15 protein-coding genes are annotated in these 18,776 nt (G+C 73.7%); 4 read left to right on the top strand and 11 right to left on the bottom strand.

Annotated features, from left to right (window positions below):
* Nucleotides 1-11: 11 nt before the first annotated feature.
* The 6 genes from VF746_08385 to VF746_08360 all read right to left on the bottom strand — a co-directional run bounded on the left by VF746_08385 (nt 12) and on the right by VF746_08360 (nt 9,015).
* Entirely contained in the window at nt 12-1,166 is a 1,155-nt protein-coding gene (locus VF746_08385; GenBank protein HEX8692420.1) for a glycosyltransferase, read from the bottom strand.
* Nucleotides 1,163-2,815 carry a hypothetical protein gene (locus VF746_08380; protein HEX8692419.1) on the bottom strand — a complete coding sequence of 551 codons (1,653 nt, stop codon included), beginning with the start codon at nt 2,813-2,815 and terminating at the stop codon, nt 1,163-1,165. The genes VF746_08385 and VF746_08380 overlap by 4 nt, the downstream gene beginning before the upstream one ends.
* A 2-nt stretch (nt 2,816-2,817) precedes the next feature.
* A complete protein-coding gene (locus VF746_08375) occupies nt 2,818-3,924 on the bottom strand; it encodes a glycosyltransferase (GenBank protein ID HEX8692418.1) in 1,107 nt (368 codons plus the stop codon).
* A gap of 166 nt (nt 3,925-4,090) precedes the next feature.
* Entirely contained in the window at nt 4,091-5,218 is a 1,128-nt protein-coding gene (locus tag VF746_08370; GenBank protein ID HEX8692417.1) for a DegT/DnrJ/EryC1/StrS family aminotransferase, read from the bottom strand.
* Between the two features lie 357 nt (nt 5,219-5,575).
* Nucleotides 5,576-7,462 carry an ABC transporter ATP-binding protein gene (locus tag VF746_08365; GenBank protein HEX8692416.1) on the bottom strand — a complete coding sequence of 629 codons (1,887 nt, stop codon included), beginning with the start codon at nt 7,460-7,462 and terminating at the stop codon, nt 5,576-5,578.
* On the bottom strand, nt 7,459-9,015 hold the full coding sequence (locus VF746_08360) for a response regulator (GenBank protein HEX8692415.1): 1,557 nt from the start codon (nt 9,013-9,015) through the stop codon (nt 7,459-7,461). The genes VF746_08365 and VF746_08360 overlap by 4 nt, the downstream gene beginning before the upstream one ends.
* A gap of 173 nt (nt 9,016-9,188) precedes the next feature.
* On the opposite strand from VF746_08360, the gene VF746_08355 reads away from it, so the two are divergent.
* Entirely contained in the window at nt 9,189-9,971 is a 783-nt protein-coding gene (locus tag VF746_08355) for a lipopolysaccharide kinase InaA family protein (GenBank protein ID HEX8692414.1), read from the top strand.
* Between the two features lie 113 nt (nt 9,972-10,084).
* Here the strand turns inward: VF746_08355 and VF746_08350 are convergent, their stop codons facing one another.
* Nucleotides 10,085-11,176, bottom strand: coding sequence for a glycosyltransferase family 9 protein (locus VF746_08350; GenBank protein ID HEX8692413.1), 1,092 nt, complete (start codon nt 11,174-11,176; stop codon nt 10,085-10,087).
* Nucleotides 11,173-12,231, bottom strand: coding sequence for a glycosyltransferase family 9 protein (locus VF746_08345; GenBank protein ID HEX8692412.1), 1,059 nt, complete (start codon nt 12,229-12,231; stop codon nt 11,173-11,175). The genes VF746_08350 and VF746_08345 overlap by 4 nt, the downstream gene beginning before the upstream one ends.
* 179 nt (nt 12,232-12,410) lie before the next feature.
* Between VF746_08345 and VF746_08340 the strand changes: the two genes are divergently transcribed.
* Both VF746_08340 and VF746_08335 read left to right on the top strand, forming a co-directional pair.
* Nucleotides 12,411-12,626, top strand: coding sequence for a DUF4254 domain-containing protein (locus VF746_08340; GenBank protein ID HEX8692411.1), 216 nt, complete (start codon nt 12,411-12,413; stop codon nt 12,624-12,626).
* Entirely contained in the window at nt 12,619-12,891 is a 273-nt protein-coding gene (locus VF746_08335) for a DUF4254 domain-containing protein (protein ID HEX8692410.1), read from the top strand. The genes VF746_08340 and VF746_08335 overlap by 8 nt, the downstream gene beginning before the upstream one ends.
* An 81-nt stretch (nt 12,892-12,972) precedes the next feature.
* Here VF746_08335 and VF746_08330 read toward each other — a convergent pair whose 3' ends face one another.
* The 3 genes from VF746_08330 to VF746_08320 form a co-directional block, all read right to left on the bottom strand.
* The gene (locus tag VF746_08330; GenBank protein ID HEX8692409.1) at nt 12,973-13,173 is read right to left on the bottom strand and encodes a hypothetical protein; all 201 of its coding nucleotides are present in this window, start codon (nt 13,171-13,173) and stop codon (nt 12,973-12,975) included.
* A gap of 128 nt (nt 13,174-13,301) precedes the next feature.
* On the bottom strand, nt 13,302-13,604 hold the full coding sequence (locus VF746_08325; protein HEX8692408.1) for a DUF1360 domain-containing protein: 303 nt from the start codon (nt 13,602-13,604) through the stop codon (nt 13,302-13,304).
* 1 nt (nt 13,605) lies between these two features.
* Complete coding sequence (locus VF746_08320; protein HEX8692407.1) at nt 13,606-16,080, bottom strand: hypothetical protein; 2,475 nt, start codon at nt 16,078-16,080, stop codon at nt 13,606-13,608.
* 631 nt (nt 16,081-16,711) lie between these two features.
* Between VF746_08320 and VF746_08315 the strand changes: the two genes are divergently transcribed.
* Nucleotides 16,712-18,436 carry an amidohydrolase gene (locus VF746_08315; protein ID HEX8692406.1) on the top strand — a complete coding sequence of 575 codons (1,725 nt, stop codon included), beginning with the start codon at nt 16,712-16,714 and terminating at the stop codon, nt 18,434-18,436.
* Nucleotides 18,437-18,776: the final 340 nt, after the last annotated feature.

Raw genomic sequence — 18,776 nt, 5'->3', positions numbered from 1 at the left:
CCCGCCCCCCGTCAAGGCGCGGGATCCGTCCCGGGCGGCGCCGCCTCCCGCGAGCCGCGCAGCGCCGCCTCCACCCCGTCCACCATGGCCTCGACGGTGAACCAGTGCCGCAGGCGCCAGGCGGCCTCCTCCACCCGCGCCCGCACGGCGGCGGGGTCGCGGCCGAGGCCGTCCGCCACCTCCCCCATCGCCCCGGCGAGGGCGGCCGGGTCGCCCGGCGGCACGATCCACCCCGCGGCCGGGCGCGCGGAGCGGGGGGCGAGCGCGTCCCGCGCCCCCCCGACGTCGGTGGAGACCACCGGCCTCCGCGCCGCCATCGCCTCCAGCATCGCCACCGACATCCCCTCGCTCCGGCTGCTCAGCACGAAGAGGTCCGCCGCCGACAGCACGGCCGGCACGTCCGCCCGCTGGCCCAGCCAGTGCACCCGGCCGGCCACCCCGAGCTCCCCGGCCCGGCCGCGGAGCGCCTCGAGCCGCGGGCCCTCGCCCGCCACCACCAGGTGCAGGTCCGGCCTTCCGGCGCAGGCGAGCGCGCGCAGGAGGACGTCGAAGCCCTTGCGCGGCTCCAGCCCCCCCACGGCCGCCGCGAGCACGGCGCCGGCGGGGATCCCCAGCTCCTCGCGCAGCGGCGCGGGCGGCGCCGGGCGCGGGCGCACGCCGTTGGGCACGAGGTAGACGGCGCCCGGGGCCAGCCCGGGCACGTGCGCCAGCAGGTGCTCCCGGACCAGGCTCGAGTTGGCGATCACCGCGTCCACGTACCGGACGAGCGCGCGCCGGTACTTCCACCCCCGGGCGCCCGGGGGGATCGCGTGCACCCCGCCGACCCTCAGCGCCACCCGCGGCACCCCGGCGCGGCGCGCGGCCCAGCCGGCCGCCAGCGCGCGCTTCCACGAGGTGAGCAGCACCGCGTCCGGCCGCTCCCGCCGCAGCCACCGGGCGAAGCGCGCGGCGCTCGCGAGGTCGAGGTCCCCCCGGGGGCGGACCCCCGTCGTGCGGATGCCGGCCCCCTCGAAGGCGGCCTGGACCGGCCCTCCCGCCCGGCACGACACCACCAGCCGGTGGCCGCGCTCCCCCAGCTCCCGCGCGACCTCCAGGAGCTGGCGCTCGTTGCCGCGGATCGTGGCGCCCTCCACGTGAAAGGCCACCCTGAGGGGAGCCCCCGTCATGGCGCCGGGGGCGCCACGTCGTGGCGCAGGACCGCCACCAGCTCCCCCCGGCCGGGGTCGCCGGGCCGGCGGCGGAAGTCCCAGCGGCGCACCTCCAGCACGAAGCCCTGCACGCGGGGCCCCGGCGACGCGTTGGCGCGGCGCGCGCAGGCGTCGAGGAACTCCCTGAGCAGCGCGATCCGCTCCGGGTGCCTGCCCCAGTCGCGCAGGAGCCAGCGGTAGCGGGTGTCCGCCATCGCGCCGATCCACCGCTCGAAGCGCGCCGGCTCCACCCTGCCGTCCTCGTAGCGGACGAGGGGCCGGACGAACTGCACCGGCTCCGGCGGCGAGGGGCGGCTGAACATCTGCATCGCCGACAGGGGGAACTTCTCGGTCCGGGTGGCCCAGGCCAGGAAGGCCACCGCCAGGAACGCCTGCATCGCGCGCGTCTGCGGGACGAAGGACCGCACGCTGTGCCGGGCCGGGGCCGTCGCGGGGACGGGGCCCGGCGCGGCCGCCTCCGCCCCGCGCGCGCCCGGGAGCCAGCCGGCCAGCCGCCGCCGCAGCGGCCGCCAGTCGTAGAACACCGCCTGGATGGCGATCAGGTCGGGGAACAGGATGTTCTGCATCAGCAGGATGCCCACGTGCATCCCCGCCGTGAGCAGCGGCAGGACCTTGCGGGCCAGCCTGCTGACCAGCACCAGCGGGAAGGTCACCTCCCCCAGCAGCGCCGCGAGCCCGAGCACGCCGAACACCCAGCCCGGCGCCTGCAGCAGCCCGATCGTCACCTGGAAGTCGAAGTGCATCGGCTCCACCACGGTGGAGACCAGCATCTGCTTCATGTGCTCGCCGTGCCACCACGAGAGCCCGGTATTGCGGAGCTTGCTCAAGCCCGCCATCCCGTAGGGCAGCGCGATCCCCGTCCACACCAGCAGGCGCGCCGCCCCGTAGCGCAGGGTCGGCTCCCGCGCGGGGGGGACCGGCAGGCCGCGCCGCGCGCGCAGCCGGCGGTCCAGCGAGAACGCGTCGCCGCAGGGGGTGAGGGCGAGGAGCAGGAGCGCGTACAGCGGCACCAGCCCCATGTGGTACGACCACGAGTACGCCCGGAAGATGCTCGCGAACAGCAGGTAGGCGAGCGCCGCCGCCGGCACGGTCCAGCGGGTGAAGAGCCCCACCAGCGCCAGCGCCAGCAGCAGCGCGGTCGCCGACTCGTAGACCCGCAGCGCCGCCGGGCTCGCCAGGAAGGCGTCGAAGCCGATCGGGAGGCCGTGGAGCAGCCCCACCAGCCAGTGCCGGTCCAGGTCGAGCATCCCGCGGGGGAGGTAGGCGGAACTCGGCAGGTCTTCCCAGAGCACGTTGGCCAGCAGGATGGCGGCGATCCAGCCGCGCATGGCGCCGAGCCCTTCGGCCGTCGCGGGCTCGAGCCAGCGCGCCGCGCGGTGCGGGGCCAGCGCGGCCAGGGCCGGCACCAGGGCGCAGAGCGCCACCAGGACCAGCACCGTGTCGCGCAGCACCGAGCGCCCCGGCCGGGCGGTCAGCCCCGGGAACAGCAGCGCCAGCACCGCGCCCGCCAGCAGGCACAGCGCGGCCGCGCCGGCGGCCAGCAGCCAGCGGCGCGCCTCGGGCGAAAGCCGCCCGGCCGCCTCCATCTTTTCGAGGTTCGTCGCCATCGTCACTTCGGGGGGTCCGCCGGTCGTCCGCCGCCGAGCACCGCCTCCCACCGGTCCAGCATGCGTTCGAAGTCGAAGCGCTCCGCCGCCGCCCGCCGCGCCGCGTCCGCCATCGCCGCGCGGCGCCCGGGATCCTCCAGCACGGATCGCAGCGCGTCCGCGATCTCCTCCACCTCGAACCCGCGCGTCACGATCCCCGGCGCCGCGCCGTCCGCGAGCGGCGCCAGCGCGTCGTCGGCGCCGCTCACGGGGGTGCTGACCACGGGGACGCCGGCCGCCAGCGCCTCCAGCATGGCGTTGCTCATCCCCTCCTTGTCGGAGGTGACGGCGAAGACGTCGAAGGCGCCCAGCACGTCGGCCGGGTCGGCGCGCCAGCCGGGGAAGTGCACTCGGGTCCCGAGCCCCAGCCGATCCGCCAGCGCCTCGAGCTCCTCGCGCCGCCTCCCCTCGCCCGCCAGCACGCAGTGCACGTCCGCGGGGAGCGCCGCCACCGCCTCCAGCAGCCGGTCGAAGCGCTTCTGCCGCGCCAGCCGCGCCACGGCGCCGACCACCGGGGCGCCCGGCGGGATGCCGAGCCGCTCCCGCACCTCGGCGGGCGAATGGCGGGCGGGGTGGGGGTGCACGGCGTTGTGGATGACGGGGACGCGCGCCGGGGTCCACCCGGGGAGCGCGGTGAAGGCCGGGCGCAGCCGCGAGGCGTTCACCACCACCGCGTCCACCCACCAGCGCAGCGCCAGGCGGTACTTGGGCCCGCGCGGCGCGTGCCCCTCCAGCCCCACCCGGGCGACCACGCGCGGCACCCCGGCCAGCCGGGCGCCCAGCGACGCCAGCGGCACCTTCTTCCACCCCGCGACGACCAGCGCGTCCGGCCGGTCCTTTCGCAGCACGAGCGCGAAGCGCAGCGCGTGCGGCAGCGCCGCGTCCCCGCCGATCGCCAGGACGCGCGCGGGCACCCCCATCGCCGCGGCCTTCTCGGCGACCAGCGGCTCGTTGCAGAAGAGCTGCACCCGGTGCCCGCGCTTCCGCAACCCGGCCAGGAGGAGCGTCGTCGCGCGCTCCGCCCCGCCCCAGATGCGCGTCCCCAGGTGCGCCGCTATGTACACGCGCACCTTCTCTCGCCGCCGGTTCGCGCGGACGGCATCGCCCGCGCGGGTGTTCCGTAGGGGCGAGCCTGCGAGTACGTACACAGCCGGCTCGAGCGCGAGACCTGGCTACCGCACCGGGGCCGCCATCCGCCGGGCGAGGCAGGCCTCGCCCCTACGGGTTCACGGCGGCTCACGCGCCGAAGAACGCGCGCACCGTGTCCGCCACGTACTCCCGCTGCGCGTCGGCCAGTTCGGGATAGACGGGGAGCGAGAGCACCTCCCTGCAGGCGCGCTCCGACTCGGGGAACTGGCCCTCGCGGTAGCCCAGGTAGGCGAAGCACTCCTGCAGGTGGAGCGGCACCGGGTAGTAGACCGAGCTGCCGACGCCGCGCCCCGTGAGGAAGTCGCGCAGCGCGTCGCGGCGGCCGCCGGGGACGCGCACCGTGTACTGGTTGACGATGGACTCGTTGCCCTCGCGCACCACCGGCGTCACCAGCCCGTCCACGCCCGCGAAGGCCTGGTCGTAGAACGCGGCGTGCTCGCGCCGCCTGGCGCTCCAGCCGTCCAGGTGGGGGAGCTTGGCGGAGAGGACGGCGGCCTGGAGCGCGTCGAGGCGCGAGTTGTAGCCCACCATCTCGTGGTGGTACATCTGCCGGCCGCCGTGCACCCGCAGCTTGCGCAGCCGCTCGGCCAGGACGTCGTCGTTCGTCACGGTCATCCCCGCGTCGCCGAACGCGCCCAGGTTCTTGGTGGGGAAGAAGGAGAAGGCGGTGGCGTCGCCCAGCGTCCCCGTGGTGATCCACCGCCCGTTCCCCAGCCGCTGCCGCGCGCCGATCGCCTGCGCCGCGTCCTCCAGCACCGCGATCCCGCGCCGGTCGCCGAGCGCGCGGAAGGCGGCCATGTCGGCCATCTGCCCGAAGAGGTGCACGGGGACCACGACGCGCGTCCGTTCGGTGACGGCGGCCTCGGCGGCTGCGGGGCTCAGGTTGAAGGTGTCGGGGTCGATGTCGGCGAAGACGGTGCGGGCGCCCACGTTGTGGATGGTGCCCGCCGTGGCGAAGAAGGTGAAGGGCGGCGCGATCACCTCCGTGTCCGGGCCGCAGTCGAACGCGCGCAGCGCCAGCAGCAGCGCGTCGGTCCCGCTCGCGCAGCCGACGGCGTGCTTCACCCGGAGCCTGGCCGCCACCTCCTCCTCGAAGCGCTCGACCACCGGCCCCAGGATGAAGCGCTGGTCGTCGATCACCCCCTGCACGGCCGCCATCACCTCGTCCGCGACCGCGCGGTACTGCTCCTTCAGGTCCAGCAGCGGAACGTTCATCTATCTGCCCGAATGCGGTTGTATGTTCATCCGTCGGTATGTCATTCCGAGCGGAGCCCGGTGCGCCGAACCCGCGTCTGCACCGTCGCCATCCGGGCTCCCGAGGAATCTACCCGCGGCTGCCACGAGGCCGGACCCGTGCGCGGAGCCGTCCACCCGGCGGGGTGAGTAGATTCCTCGGGCGCCGCCGGGCTTCAGTGTGTCGATGGCCCCGGTGCCGCGGCGCCGCTCGGAATGACATCCGAGGCAATCGCGCGAAACGCAGCCCCCCGCAAGCAGTTCTCCCCCTCTCCCCTCGTGGGAGAGGGGGCCGGGGGGAGAGGGGCACCCCGCCGCCGCACCGAATCCGTCGCGCGTTCAGTCCGCCGCCTCGTCGCCCGCGGCGACCTCCAGCGCCTCGCGGTCTTCCGCGCGCGCGCCCTCGTCGGCGGCGAACTGGAGGCGGTAGAGGCGGCGGTAGAGGCCTTCCTCGCCCAGCAGCTCGTCGTGCGTGCCGCGCTGCACGATGCGGCCGGCGTCCAGCACCACGATCTGGTCCGCCCGCCGCACGGTGGAGAGGCGGTGCGCGATCACCAGCACCGCGCGGTGCTCCATCACCTCCTCGATCGCCTGCTGCACCAGCCGCTCGCTCTCGGTGTCGAGTGCGCTGGTGGCCTCGTCCAGGATCAGCAGCGGCGGGTTGCGCAGCAGCGCCCGCGCGATGGCGATCCGCTGGCGCTGCCCGCCCGAGAGGCGCGTCCCCTTCTCCCCCAGCACCGTGTCGTAGCCCTGCGGGAGCGCGGCGATGAAGTCGTGCGCGTTGGCCGCCCGCGCCGCCGCCTCCACCGCCTCCGGCGATGCGTCGGGCATCCCGTAGGCGACGTTGGCGCGCACCGTGTCGTGGAAGAGGATGGTCTCCTGCGTCACGATCCCCAGGATCCCCCGGAGCTCCGCCAGCTTGAGGCGGCGCAGGTCCACCCCGTCCAGCGTGATCCGCCCTTCGGTGGGGTCGTGGAAGCGCGGCAGCAGGTCGGCCAGCGTGCTCTTCCCCGCCCCGCTGGGGCCCACCAGCGCCACCACCTCGCCCGGGTGGATGGCGAGGTCGATCCCCTCCAGCACCGGCGCCCCCGGCTGGTAGGCGAAGCCCACGCCCTCGAAGCGCACCGCGTCGCGGAAGCCGGGAAAGGGCGCCGCGTCGGCGGGGTCGACGATCTCCACGGGCGCGTCCAGCAGCTCGAAGGCGCGCTCCGCCGCGGCGAGGCCGGGCTGCACCAGGGCGGGGTACTGGGCCAGGAACTTCACCGGCGACATCATCCGCCCCGCCACCAGGAGCGCGGTGAGGAACAGGCTGGGCAGGAGCGAGCGCTCGATCAGCACCAGCCAGCTCCCGTACCAGATCAGCGCCAGGATCGCCGTGGCGGTGATCATCTCCGTCGCGGGCGGGAAGAACTTGCGCCAGCGGTCGTTGCGCGAGAGCGCCTTGTAGTGGCGCTGCGTGAGGCGCCGGAAGCGGGACTCCTCCCACTCCTCCGCGCCCGAGGCCTTCACCAGGCGGATCCCGGCCACGGTCTCCTGCACGTGCGCCGCCACCTCGCCCACCGCGTCCAGCACGCGCAGCACGCCCCGGCGCAGGCGCTTGCGGAAGCGCGCCCACAGCCCCAGCATCGGCGGGAGGAAGACCACCGCCACCAGCGTGAGCTTCCACGAGATGGCGATGAGCGTCGCCAGCAGGAAGAGCGTCTGGATCGCCGAGGAGAGGAGCTTGGTGAGGTTGCCGGTCACCAGGCCGCGGAACTGGTCGACGTCGTTGGTGACGCGCGAGATGATCTGCCCCGCGCGGGTGCGCTGGAAGAAGGGGAACCCCAGCCGCAGCAGGTGCGCGTAGATCCGGTTGCGCACGTCGCGGGTGACCCGCCCCTCCACCAGCGTGGAGGTGTAGCCCTGCAGCCAGAGGGCCAGGTTCTTCACCAGGAACACGCAGAAGATCACCAGCACCACGTCGCGCAGCGCCGCCATCGGCGAGCCGCGCGCCACCACGCCGCCCACCGCCCAGTTCAGCAGCCGCGGCACCACGCCGCTCCCCCCGCCGAAGAGCTCCGCCGTCCGCCCCGCCGCGCCCTCGTTGAAGAGCACGTTCAGGAAGGGGATGAGGAGCGTGAGGCTGAAGGCGTCGAGCGCCGCGTGCACCGTCATGGCCCCCACGCACAGCGCGAAGAGCCCCGCGTGGGGGCGCAGGTAGCGCAGGATGCGCAGGTACAGCTTCATCGCGGGGTGAGCAGCGCCACCGGGAGGATCATCTCCTCGGGGCTGATCCCGCCGTGCAGGAAGCTGCCGCGGTAGCGCGCCTGGTACTGGCGCAGCTTGGTGGGATACACGAAGAAGACGTCTTCCAGCGCGATCAGGTAATTGGTCGCCTGGCGCCCCGGCGGGAAGCGCAGCCGGCGCGGGTCGTTGGTGGAGAAGGCGGTGCTCCGGTCCTCGGCGCGCAGGTCGTCGCCGAACTTGTAGCGCAGGTTCTGCGTGGTGTCGCGCTTGGCGAACACGGTGGCCGGGCGGTGGCAGTGGATCGAGCCGTGGTCGGTGGTCACCAGCACGGGGATGCCCTTCTGCAGCGCCGTGCGGATGGCCACCAGCGCCTCGGAGCGCTCGAACCACTGCCGGGTGAGCGCCCTGAGCGCCTCCTTGTCGCGCGCCACTTCCATCAGCACGGCGGATTCCGACCGGCCGTGGGTGAGCTGGTCCACGAAGTTGAAGACCACCGCCGTCACCCCCGGCTGCGAGAGGTGCCCGGGGAGGCGGCGGAGCAGCGACTCGCCGTCGCCCGCCTCGAACACCTTCTCGTAGTGCACGGGGAGGTTCCCCTCCAGGCGCCGCACCTGCTCGCGGAACAGCTCGCCCTCGAACGAGTTCAGGCTCCCCTCGCCGTCCCACCCCCACCAGCCGGGGACGCGCTCGGCGATCTGGTCGGGGTACATCCCGCTGAAGATGGCGTTGCGCGAGAACGGCGTGGCCGTGGGGAGGATCGAGTAGTAGGTGGCCTCCTCCACCTGCGCGAACGGCTCCAGCAGCGGCACGATGGTGCGCCACTGGTCCAGCCGCAGGCAGTCGATGATCACGAAGAACGTGGTGCGCCCGGTGCCCATCACCGGCTCCAGGTACTGCGGCACCACGTCCACCGAGAGCGGCGGGCGGTCTTCGGCGCCGTTCACCCACCCGGCGTACTCGTCGCAGACGAACTGGCAGAACTCGCGGCGGAAGTCGTCGAGGAGCGTCTCCAGCGAGGCCAGGAGCCCCGTCTCGCCGGCGGCGCGCAGCTTGAGCTCCCAGTCCACCAGCTCCGAGTACGCCGCGCACCACTCCCGCCACCCGCGCGCGGCGCCGTGCTCGGCGTTCAGCTCGCGGAAGCGCGAGGCGAAGTCGCGCGCGATCACCTGCTGCTGGATCTGGCGGCCTTCGAGCAGCCGGGTGACGACCGAGAGCACCTGGCGGGGCGAGGTGGGCTTGACCAGGTAGTCGGCCACGCGGCGGCCGATCGCCTCGGTCATGGTGCGGTCTTCCTCGCTCTTGGTCACCATGACGACGGGGACGCGCGCGTCCAGCCGGCGCAGCTCGTCGAACACCTCCATCCCCGAGCGGCCGGGCATCTGCTCGTCCAGCAGCACCAGGTCGTAGGGCGACATGCGCAGCAGCTCCAGCGCGTCGTCGCCGTTGGAGACGGCGTCGACGTGGTAGCCGCGCCCCTGCATGAAGAGCAGGTGGGGGCGGAGGAGGTCGATCTCGTCGTCGACCCAGAGGAGGCGCTTCGCGGGAGCCGGCATATGTGGAAAACCTAGCCGCTGCAACGGAAGCGGTCAACGCGACGTCTGAACCGCAGGGGACAGGGAACAGGGGACAGGGTACAGCGGGCGGCCGGGTGTCGTTCCTTTCAACTTTCGCACTCTCGCACTTTCGCACTTTCGCACTGCCGTTCGACCCCGCAGGTTGGTCGCCCATGCCACGCACCCCGCGCCCCGCCGAGCCGCCGATCACCGGCTTCGTCCCGATGGAGGACGGGCGCACGCGCCTGCTGGTGCGCGGCGGCTGGGAAGACGCCGCCGCGGTCGTCGCCAACTCCGAGGGCGCGGTGCGGGCGGGAATCGTCGCCGGGGGGCGGGAGGCGCACGCCGTGGTCGAGCTGCCGAACGGGGAGCGGGCGGTGCTCCGGCGCTACCGGCGGGGCGGGCTGGTGCGGCACTTCAACCGCGAGCTGTACTTCGGCGGCAACCGCGCCTTCGACGAGCTGCGCGCCACCGAGCGGGCCCGCGCCGGCGGCGTGCGCGCGCCGCTGGTGATCGCCGCCGTGGAGCGCCCGGCGCGCCTGGCCGGCTACCGCGCGCTCCTCGCCACCGTGCTGATCCCCAACGCGCGCAACGCGGCGGCCTTCCTGGCGGACGCTGCGGAAGACGAGCGGCGGGAGGTGCTGCGCGAGGCGGGGCGGCAGGTGGGGCTGATGCACGCGGCGGGGGTGGCGCACCCGGACCTCAACCTGCGCAACCTGCTGGTGGCGGAGGAGGGCGGCGCGCGGGTGGTCTACCTCCTCGACTTCGACCGGGCCCAGGTCTCCGCCGGCCCCGTCTCCCCCGCCTGCCGCGAGCGCGACCTGCGCCGCCTGTCCCGCTCCGCCCGCAAGCTCCGCGCGCCCATCCCCCCCGACGCCTGGTCTGCCTTCCGCGACGGCTACGGCCCCGACTGGCCCCCCGGCGTGGACCTGACGAAAGCACGAAAAACACCGTAGGGGCGAGGCCTGCCTCGACCGCCCCCGCCCGCGCCAAAGCCAGCCCCAAAGCACCCCACACCCTGCCCCGCAGTCCGCGAAGGCGGACTTTGTGCCGTTGTAGCCCCCGGCTTTCAACCGGGGGATTGCGGAGGGTCGGGGGATTGGGAATCGGGAGATCGCGGGGATGCGGCGGACCGCGGATACCGCCGCAGCGCCGTCTCCACCTTCTCCACCACCTGCTCGACGGTGATGCGCTCCATCCGCCCGGGCCGGTTCTTCGCGGTGAGCGGGTAGTCCTCGCCGGGGTCGCCGAACGCGTCGATCAGCAGGTCGTGGAAGCGGCGGTAGGGGCCGAAGCGCTTCGGGTTGGTGTAGCCCATCAGCGCCACCGACGGCGTGCCCAGCGCAACGCCCACGTGCAGCGGACCCGTGTCGGGGCTCACCAGCACGTCCGCGCGGTCGAGCAGGTACGCCACGCGCCGCAGGTCCCACTCGCGCAGGTCCAGCGGGGGATGCGCCGCGCGCCGGATCGTCTCCGCCACCGCCTCCTCGCGTGCCGACTTCGCCCCCACCAGCACCGTGCGCGCGCCCAGGTCCCCCGCCAGCGCGTCCGCCAGGCGCGCGTACCGCTCGGCCGGCCACTCCTTCTCCGGCTTGCTCGTCCCCACCACGAACGCGACGGTCGGCCGGTCCAACTCCGGCAGCAGCCCGGCGTAGCGCGCGCGCTCCTCCTCCGTCGGCCCCACTCCCCACTCCAGCCGCCGCCCGACGCCCAGGTAGTCGAGGAACTCCAGCAGCTCGTCCTGGATGTGCGCCCGCGGCCGCGGCGGGATGCGCTCGTTCGTCAGCAGCCAGGTCAGGTCGCGCGCCCGCCGCCGGTCGAAGCCCACCCGCCGCGGTGACGACAGGAGCGTGGCCACGATCCCCGCCTTCAGGTAACTCTGCAGCGTCAGCACCAGGTCGAAGCGCCGCCCGGCCGCGCGCCGCCGCAGCTCGCGGAAGCCGCGCGCCCCCGCCTTGCGGTCGAACACCAGGAGCTCGTCCGCCGCGCCGATCGGCTCCAGGAGCCCCAGCGGCCCCGGCTGCACCGCCCAGGTGATCCGCGCCCCCGGCCACGCCGCGCGCAGCGAGCGGACGACGGGAAGCGTGTGCACCACGTCGCCCACCGCCGTGAGCATCACCACCGCCACCTCCCGCGGCGGATCGGATGGCGCCCCGCTCACGACGCCCCCGGACCCGGGCGGCGGTCCGCGTAGCGCTCGCGCCAGCGCTCCACGCGCTCCAGCACGTCGTCCACGGTGATGCGGCGCATGCGGCCGGGGCGCTTCTGCATCGAGACCGGGTAGTCCTCGCCCGGGTCGCCGTACGCGTCCACCAGCAGGTCGTGGAAGCGGCGCCAGGGCCCCACGCGCTTCGGGTTGTTGAAGCCCATCAGCGCCACGGTGGGCACGTCCATCGCCACCGCCATGTGCATCGGCCCCGTGTCGAGCGAGACGACCAGCGCCGACCCGTCGATCAGCGCCACCAGGTCCCTGAGCGGCGCGCCGAGGGTCGAGACGACCGGATGCCGCGCCAGGCGGACGATCTCGCGCTCCGTCTCCAGCTCGCGCGGCGAGCGCCCGCCGGCCAGCACGGAGGTGAGGCCGTATCTCTCCGCGAGCGCGTCCGCCAGCGCCGCCCACCGCTCGGGGAGCCACTCCTTCTCCGGGTGGCTGCTCCCGATCACCAGCAGCGCCGCCGGGCGCGGGATCGTGGCGAACAGCTCGCGCTGGCGGGCGCGCTCGTGCGGCCACGGGCCCAGGTTCCACTCCACCGGCTCGGGGTCGACGCCGAGCGCATGGAGGAACTCGAAGTACTGCTCCTGCACGTGCTGCGGCGCGTGCGGCGGGATCTTCCGGTTGGTGACCAGCCAGTTCCAGTCGCGCGCCCGCGCCCGGTCGAACCCCAGCTTCACCGGCGCGCGGGCCAGCGCGGTGACGACGCTGGCCTTGAAGTAGACCTGCAGGTCGACCAGCAGGTCGAAGCGCCGCGCCCGGAGCGCCCGCCCGACTTCCGCGAAGCCGCGCCACCCCTTCGCGCGCTCGAAGACGACGATCTCGTCCACCGCCGGGTGCCCGCGCACCAGCGAAGCCGGCCCGGGCTGCAGCACCCAGGTGAGGCGCGCCGCCGGGTCGTGGCGCCTGAGCGCGTTGACCACGGGGAGGACGTGCACGGCGTCTCCCAGGGCGCTCATCATCACGATGCACACGCGGCCGAGCCGCGGCGGCGCGTCGGGCAAGTGCGTCTCGGCGCTGGACGTACGGGGGAGGGCCCGGGCGGCGGGCAGGACGGGGGCGGAAGATAGGCCGCGGTGCGGGCGCGGCAACCCCGCCGGGATGGCGCCGGGTGCGCCGCGCGGCTAGAATGGCGGGCCTCACATCCCCCATAGCGGAAAGGACTTCGGCCTTCGTGGAGACGATGGAAACGATCGGCGCCCTGATCTCGCGGCTGGCGGCCACCAACGTCGAGCTGTGGCACGAAGAAGACAGGGCGCGCTCCGACGACGACCACCAGGTGGCGGCCGCCAAGCGCGCCGTCGACCGCCTGAACCAGCGCCGCAACGACCTGATCGAGCGCATCGACGAGGCCGTGCTGGAGGCCGTGCGCGCCGAGCGCGGAGGCGCCGGTGGCTGAGACCGTGGGCTCGCTCGCCGACAAGATCTCCATCATGGAGCTGAAGATCTGGCACATGCGCGAGCAGGCCGAGCGAAGCGACGCCGCCCCCGAGTTCCGCGCCGCGTGCGAGCGGCGCCTGGAGGTGCTGCGCCTCCAGCGCGACGACCTGGCCGAGGAGCTCACCGCGCTCCTCTCCGACATCGCCGCCGGCCGCGTGGTGCCGAAGGTCTACCGCCAGTTCAAGATGTACAACGACCCGCAGTACCGCCGGCCGTCCACCTGACGGAAAGTCGCCTGTTTCATCGGGCCGCGCGGAGGACGGACGGGCGGCCGACGAGCGCCTGCCGGGCGGCGCCCGGCCCGGTCAGTAAACCCGCCTGAACAGGCCGGTGTCCACGAGTCCGTCCGCATCGCGCGCGTCGACCGACTGCACGGGATCGGCGCCGGAGAACAGATACTCGCGCCCGCTGACGGGACCGTTCACCCGCACCCGGCGGTCGTGGTTGAACCGGACCCTGACCGATGCGGGCGGCGGCGGAGCGGGCGCCTCCCCGGCCGCCTCCACGGGCGGGGGAGCGGTCGGGACGGCGGCGGGGGGAACCCACAGCGAGGCGGCGGGACGCGCGGCCTCTGCCGCCAACGCGGCACGACTCTGTCCACAGCACGGCATTCGGAACCTCCCGGTGATTCGTTTCAGTCGAGCGGCGTGATGCCGACCCGCGGCGCGGTGGCTCGCTCCAGCAGCGAGGCGCCGCCGGAGAGCGCAAGCCAGACGACCACCAGGTCCACCGGCCGCTGCGCCACGAACCCGGCGAACGGCGCCGCCACCCAGACGCTCAGGCAGTAGAAGCAGTCCATCAGGCGGCCGAGGAGGCCAGCCCCGAGGCGCGCCCGGAGCCGGGCGACCACCTCGCCCGGGCCGTCCTCCGCCGCCAGCAGGTGCGTGACCCGCCAGACGGCGAGGACGGCCAGCACGAACCTCAGCCACGCCTCCACGTCAGCCCTCGAGCGTGTCCAGCTTTCCACCGAGCGCCGAGCCCGGCCCCGGCTGCGCCGCCTCCGCGTCCAGGGGCGCTTCCACCCCCAGCCCCTTCGGACCCAGGTCGTTGCAGACGTACACCGCGCACGGCGCCGACCATTTCTCGTGGCACCCCGGGGTGCAGTCGCTGCGCGTCCGGTCCCGCACGTAGAGCTGGATGGTGTACGGGCAGCACTCGCCGCGCTTCAGGGCGAACCCCGGGGGCGGCGCGAAGGGCGGCGCCAGGCTCGCGGCGCAGACCGCGTCGAACGCCCGCAGGTCGAAGGCGGTCAGCGGCCCGTAGAAGTGCATCGGCACCACCGGCCAGTTCGGCGGCCCCGGCGGGCACCCCGCCGTCTGCCAGCAGCGCTTGCCGGGATCGCCGACCCGCGAGGTCCCCCGGTGCTGGTCCACGGCGCCGGTGAGCGCGTCCGCGTGGAAGTTCACCAGGTCGGGGGTGATGGGGATCTGCCAGGTGGGGCCCCCCGGGCAGCCGCGGGTGATCCAGATCGAGTAGTAGTGGAAGTTGTCGCTCGGGTACGTGGGATCGAACGGGTCGATCAGCTCGTCGAACGCCACGCCCATCAGCTGGCCCAGCCACGGCGTGCCGCAGCCGGCCCCGCCCGACAGCTTCTTCAGCAGCAGCCTGCTGCAGTTCGGCACGCCCGCGAAGCCCGCCAGCTGCGCGTGGATCGGCTGGTTGTCGATCCAGACGCACTGCGTGTCGTAGTAGTGGTGTCCCTGCGTGTCCCGCACGTCCAGCAGCAGGGTGTAGAGGCCGCTGCGGCACGGGTGGTGGCGGTCGGGGCACGACGGCAGCTGCGAGGCGCTGTGGAAGCAGAAGTCGTGGAGCTTCCACACCGTGATCGGCGGCGCGGGAAGCGGCAGGAGCTGGATCTGCGTCTGCACCAGCTGCGTGGTCAGCACCCCCGAGATCACCTGGTTCCACGGCGCGCGCTTCCCGGCCTCGTCGGGTGGGGTGTAGCACACCGGCGTGGGGAGGAGCGAGCCGGTGAACGCCGCCGGGGTGAACCCCGGGTCCAGCGGCCCCGGCAGGCAGCCGACGCCGTAGCGCAGGTCGAAGCACTCGATCTTCCGGTCGTTGCACTCGCCCACCCAGGCGCTGCCGTGCACCGTGAAATCGCAGCCGACGGGGACCACGTGCCCACCCGGGTTGCCGCTCACGATCGGCGCGCTGGAGACGAACGGCCCGGGCGGCGTCCGCACCGGCGCCCCGCCCACGTGGTCGATCCACACCAGGTGCCGGAACAGGTTGAAGGTCGTGCAGCAGCAGGGCGGCGCGGCGCCGAGCGCGGAGCGCAGGCAGACGCGCACCTCGTACGAGCGCGCCGTGAAGGTGGTGGTGTCGATCCAGCCGAGCACGCCGCCCACCACCGGGACGGTGCCGCTGCCGCCGCCCCCGGGGTACACGACGTGGTCGCTGTGCCAGCCGCCGCCCTGGTCGCAGGCATCGCCTTCCACGAAGCGCCACTCGATGGTGTAGCCCGCGAAGAAGGCGCCGGCCGCGGTGCCGACGACGGGCACCGCGAAGCCACCCACGTTCGGCTCCAGCTCGTCGGCCACGCACCCGTGCGGTCCCGTGAGCTCGCAGTGGAGCGGGCGGAAACAGTCGCGCAGCGCCGCCTGGTACTCGCGGTAGCAGGCCAGGATCTGGCTCCGCGTGCGCGCGCACGCCAGGCAGCAGCCGAAGCGCACCGCGGCCAGGCACCAGCAGCGGCAGAGCCAGAAGAACGGGTCGCGCTGGTGGGCGGTGAAGCCTTCCCTCCCCAGGATCAGCGGGGCGTTGGCGGCGCTCAGCAGGCGCTCGAACACCTGCGCGGCGAAGCGGTCGTCGCGGCAGCAGTCGAACTTCCCGCCCACCGTCCACCAGTCCGCCCTGGGGGATTCCGGGTCGCCGGCCCTGGTGAGCAGGCGCACGTTGAGCTGCTCTTCGGCCAGCCACTCCTGGTAGATCTCGCCGAAGGCGTGGATGAGCTGCTCGGCGTCGCGGCGCTCGGCCTCGGTGAGCTGACGCTCGCCCAGCGGCGTTCCCACCGCCTCGCGGACGCAGAGCAGGTAGCGGTACAGGTAGTAGGCGAGCGCCCGGAAGTCGCGGCAGCCGCGGCACACGAGCCATCCGAACATCCAGCAGCAGCGCACGTACAGCAGACACCAGCGCCACCGCTGCGCGTCGCCCAGAACCTCGCGGGCCTCGGCCGGGAAGAGGCGCAGGGCCGTCTCCTCGTTGAAGAAGCGCGCGGCCACCTGCGCCGCCATCTCGACCTCGTCCTCCAGCCCCGCCGCGAGCGCCACGTCTCCGGCCGCCTCCTCGGTGCCGGCGCGGAGGGCGGGCGCGTACGCCTCCATGAACTCTTTGAAGCCCGGCTCCGGCTGTGACGCGGCGGCGTGCGCCTCGGTGCGGCGCGCGCGCGGGTCTTCTTCTTCATTGCTCATTGTGGGTGCTCCTGAAAGGGAGAGAATGAAAGCTCCGGGACGCGCGGGGAAGTGAGGTTCTCCGGTTGGAGGGAAGGGGCAGCGCCGTGCGGGCGGGGGGAGCCGCGGGCGCGAGCGGGGAGCCGTGCGGCCGGGCGCCAGGTGGGCACGGGGGCGGAAGGCAAGCACCGGGCCTAAAATGTCACGCCAGATCTGTTTACGGTCTAAACGACACGGGTTTCATGCAATTGGTGGACACGAGAACCGTCGTTTCTGGATTGCCGCGCTGGAGTGCGGGAGGAAAATGGGGCGTGCGCGCACCACGCTTTCGGGACAGGGATGGCACAGGGCACCGGCCACCCCCGGTGCGCCCGCGGGCGGCGCCACTCACCGGCCGCCTGTCTCGCCGGAGTACGCATGCCGCCGGCGCCAATCCCGTCCACCAGCATGGCGCAGAGGACGCCGTGGGACAGGGGCAGGACGCGCAGGGTCAGCGAAGAGAGTTCCATCCAACCGGCGGAAGTAGAGTAGGCGGTGGTTCGCACCCACCGACTGCAACCCGCGGATCGGGACGGCCCGCCGCGCAATCTGGTGAGCGGGGCGGCTGGAACGTATGATGTGCCGACACCGATCCCTCAGCCGATCTATCCCGATGAGACGAATCCTCCTCGCCGCGGGCGCGCTCCTGCTCGCCGCCTCCGCGGCCACCGCCCAGCAGACGCCTCGCTCGAACGCCGCCGGGCCGGCGCAGGGCCCGTTCGCGGACATGGTGCTGTTGGGCGGCAAGGTGTTCGTGGCCGACCGCGCCGGGACGGTGACGCGGGCGCTGGCGGTGCGGGAGGGCCGCGTGGTGGCCGTCGGCACGGACGCGCAGATCGGGCGGCTGGTGGGGCCGCGCACCCAGGTCGTGCGGCTCGCGGGGAAGCTGGTGACGCCGGGGTTCAACGACGCGCACATCCACTTCGCCTCCGGCGGGGCGGCGCTGCTGGCGGTGGACCTGCTGGGCACCACCTCGGTGGCCGAGATCGAGCGGCGCGTGGCGGCGGCCGCGGCGCAGGCTCAGCCCGGCGAGTGGATCCTGGGGCGCGGGTGGGACCAGACGCGCCTCCCCGCCTCCGAGCTCGGCCCCGGCGGCTGGCCGACCAAGGAGGTGCTGGACCGCGCGGCGCCGCGCAACCCGGTGCTCCTCTCCCGCGTGGACGGCCACACCGCGTGGGCGAACTCCGAGGCGCTCCGCATCGCCGGGGTGACGGGCGCCACGCCGAACCCGTCCGGCGGCGAGGTGGTGAAGGACCCGCGCACGGGCGAGCCGACGGGGATCCTGAAGGAGTCCGCCGAGGAGCTGGTGGCCCGGCACGTCCCCGACCCCACGCGAGCGCAGGTGCGCCGCGCCATCCGCGCCGCGCTGGAGCTGGCGGCCAGGAGCGGCGTCACCAGCGTGCAGACCAGCGCCTCGGGGACCGACGTGGCCGTCTACCGGGAGCTGCGCCAGCGCGACTCGCTCACCGTGCGCGTCTACGCCTGGCACCCGCTGGAGATGCGCGTGATCCAGGCGATGCGCGCGCTGGGGATCACCGCCGGCTTCGGCGACGAGTGGCTGAGAATCGGGATGCTGAAGGCGTACGCCGACGGCACGCTCGGCTCGCGCACCGCCGCCATGCTGGAGCCGTTCTCCGACGACCCCTCCACGCGCGGGCTGCCGCAGCACACCGACGCCGAGCTCGACTCGCTGGTGACCGCCGCCGACGCCGCCGGGCTGCAGGTGATCATCCACGCCATCGGCGACGCCGCCAACCGCCAGGTGCTCGACGCCTTCGAGCGCGCCGCCCGCGCCAACGGCCCGCGCGAGCGCCGGCACCGCATCGAGCACGCGCAGGTGCTCGACCGCGCCGACATCCCCCGCTTTCGGCGGCTGGGGGTGCTGGCGTCGATGCAGCCCACGCACGCCACCAGCGACATGCGCTGGGCCGAGACGCGCATCGGCCGCGAGCGCGCCGCGGAGGGGGCGTACGTCTGGCGCTCGCTCCTGGACGCCGGCGCCACCGTCATCTTCGGCACCGACTTTCCCGTGGAGCCGATGCCGCCGGTGGAGGGGATCTACTCCGCCGTCACCCGCCAGAGCCGCGAGGAGCCCGGCACTCCCCCCGGCGGCTGGCTCCCCGAGCAGCGCCTCACCCGCGCCGAGGCGATCCGGCTCTACACCGCCACGCCCGCGTACGGCGAGTGGCAGGAGAAGGTGAAGGGCACGCTGGAGCCCGGGATGCTCGCCGATCTCGTCGTCTGGGACCGCGACCTCCTGACCATCCCCGAGGTCGAGATCCTCAAGGCCGCGCCGGTGCTGACGGTCGTCGGCGGGCGGGTGGTGTTCCGGAAGTAGGCCCGGGAAACAGCAAAGCCTCACGCAGAGTCAGCAGAGGAAGCAGAGGAAGCAGAGAACTCATCACTTGTCGTGGTTTTCCTCTGCTACCTCTGCTTCCTCTGCGCAGACGTTCGACAGTCGGAGCTACACGCAGGAAACCAACTTGGCGCCAGTGCTAGCTTTTTTCAGCCTAAAACGTTGGATTCGCTGAAAATCTGTTGACCGCAGCAGGATTTCTCCTATCCTGTTGCACGTAGACGTCAGTGAGGTCGCCTCACACGCGAAGAGTGCCTCCGACGTCGATTCTCTCCAGCGACGGAGAGCGAGGTACGGAGGGGGCCAACGCGTGCATCCTGCG

It is taken from the genome of Longimicrobium sp., assembly GCA_036389795.1.
Classification (GTDB): domain Bacteria; phylum Gemmatimonadota; class Gemmatimonadetes; order Longimicrobiales; family Longimicrobiaceae; genus Longimicrobium.
The sequence above is the reverse complement of the archived record's forward strand: the minus strand, read 5'-3'. Positions and strand labels throughout refer to the sequence as shown.

Excerpts from the sequence above, each read along its gene's own strand:
- VF746_08385 (HEX8692420.1), bottom strand. The coding sequence starts at position 1,166 with ATGACGGGGGCTCCCCTCAGGGTGGCCTTTCACGTGGAGGGCGCCACG.
- VF746_08380 (HEX8692419.1), bottom strand. The coding sequence starts at position 2,815 with ATGGCGACGAACCTCGAAAAGATGGAGGCGGCCGGGCGGCTTTCGCCC.
- VF746_08370 (HEX8692417.1), bottom strand. The coding sequence starts at position 5,218 with ATGAACGTTCCGCTGCTGGACCTGAAGGAGCAGTACCGCGCGGTCGCG.
- VF746_08365 (HEX8692416.1), bottom strand. The coding sequence starts at position 7,462 with ATGAAGCTGTACCTGCGCATCCTGCGCTACCTGCGCCCCCACGCGGGG.
- VF746_08360 (HEX8692415.1), bottom strand. The coding sequence starts at position 9,015 with ATGCCGGCTCCCGCGAAGCGCCTCCTCTGGGTCGACGACGAGATCGAC.
- VF746_08355 (HEX8692414.1), top strand. The coding sequence starts at position 9,189 with ATGCCACGCACCCCGCGCCCCGCCGAGCCGCCGATCACCGGCTTCGTC.
- VF746_08340 (HEX8692411.1), top strand. The coding sequence starts at position 12,411 with ATGGAAACGATCGGCGCCCTGATCTCGCGGCTGGCGGCCACCAACGTC.
- VF746_08320 (HEX8692407.1), bottom strand. The coding sequence starts at position 16,080 with ATGAGCAATGAAGAAGAAGACCCGCGCGCGCGCCGCACCGAGGCGCAC.
- VF746_08315 (HEX8692406.1), top strand. The coding sequence starts at position 16,712 with ATGAGACGAATCCTCCTCGCCGCGGGCGCGCTCCTGCTCGCCGCCTCC.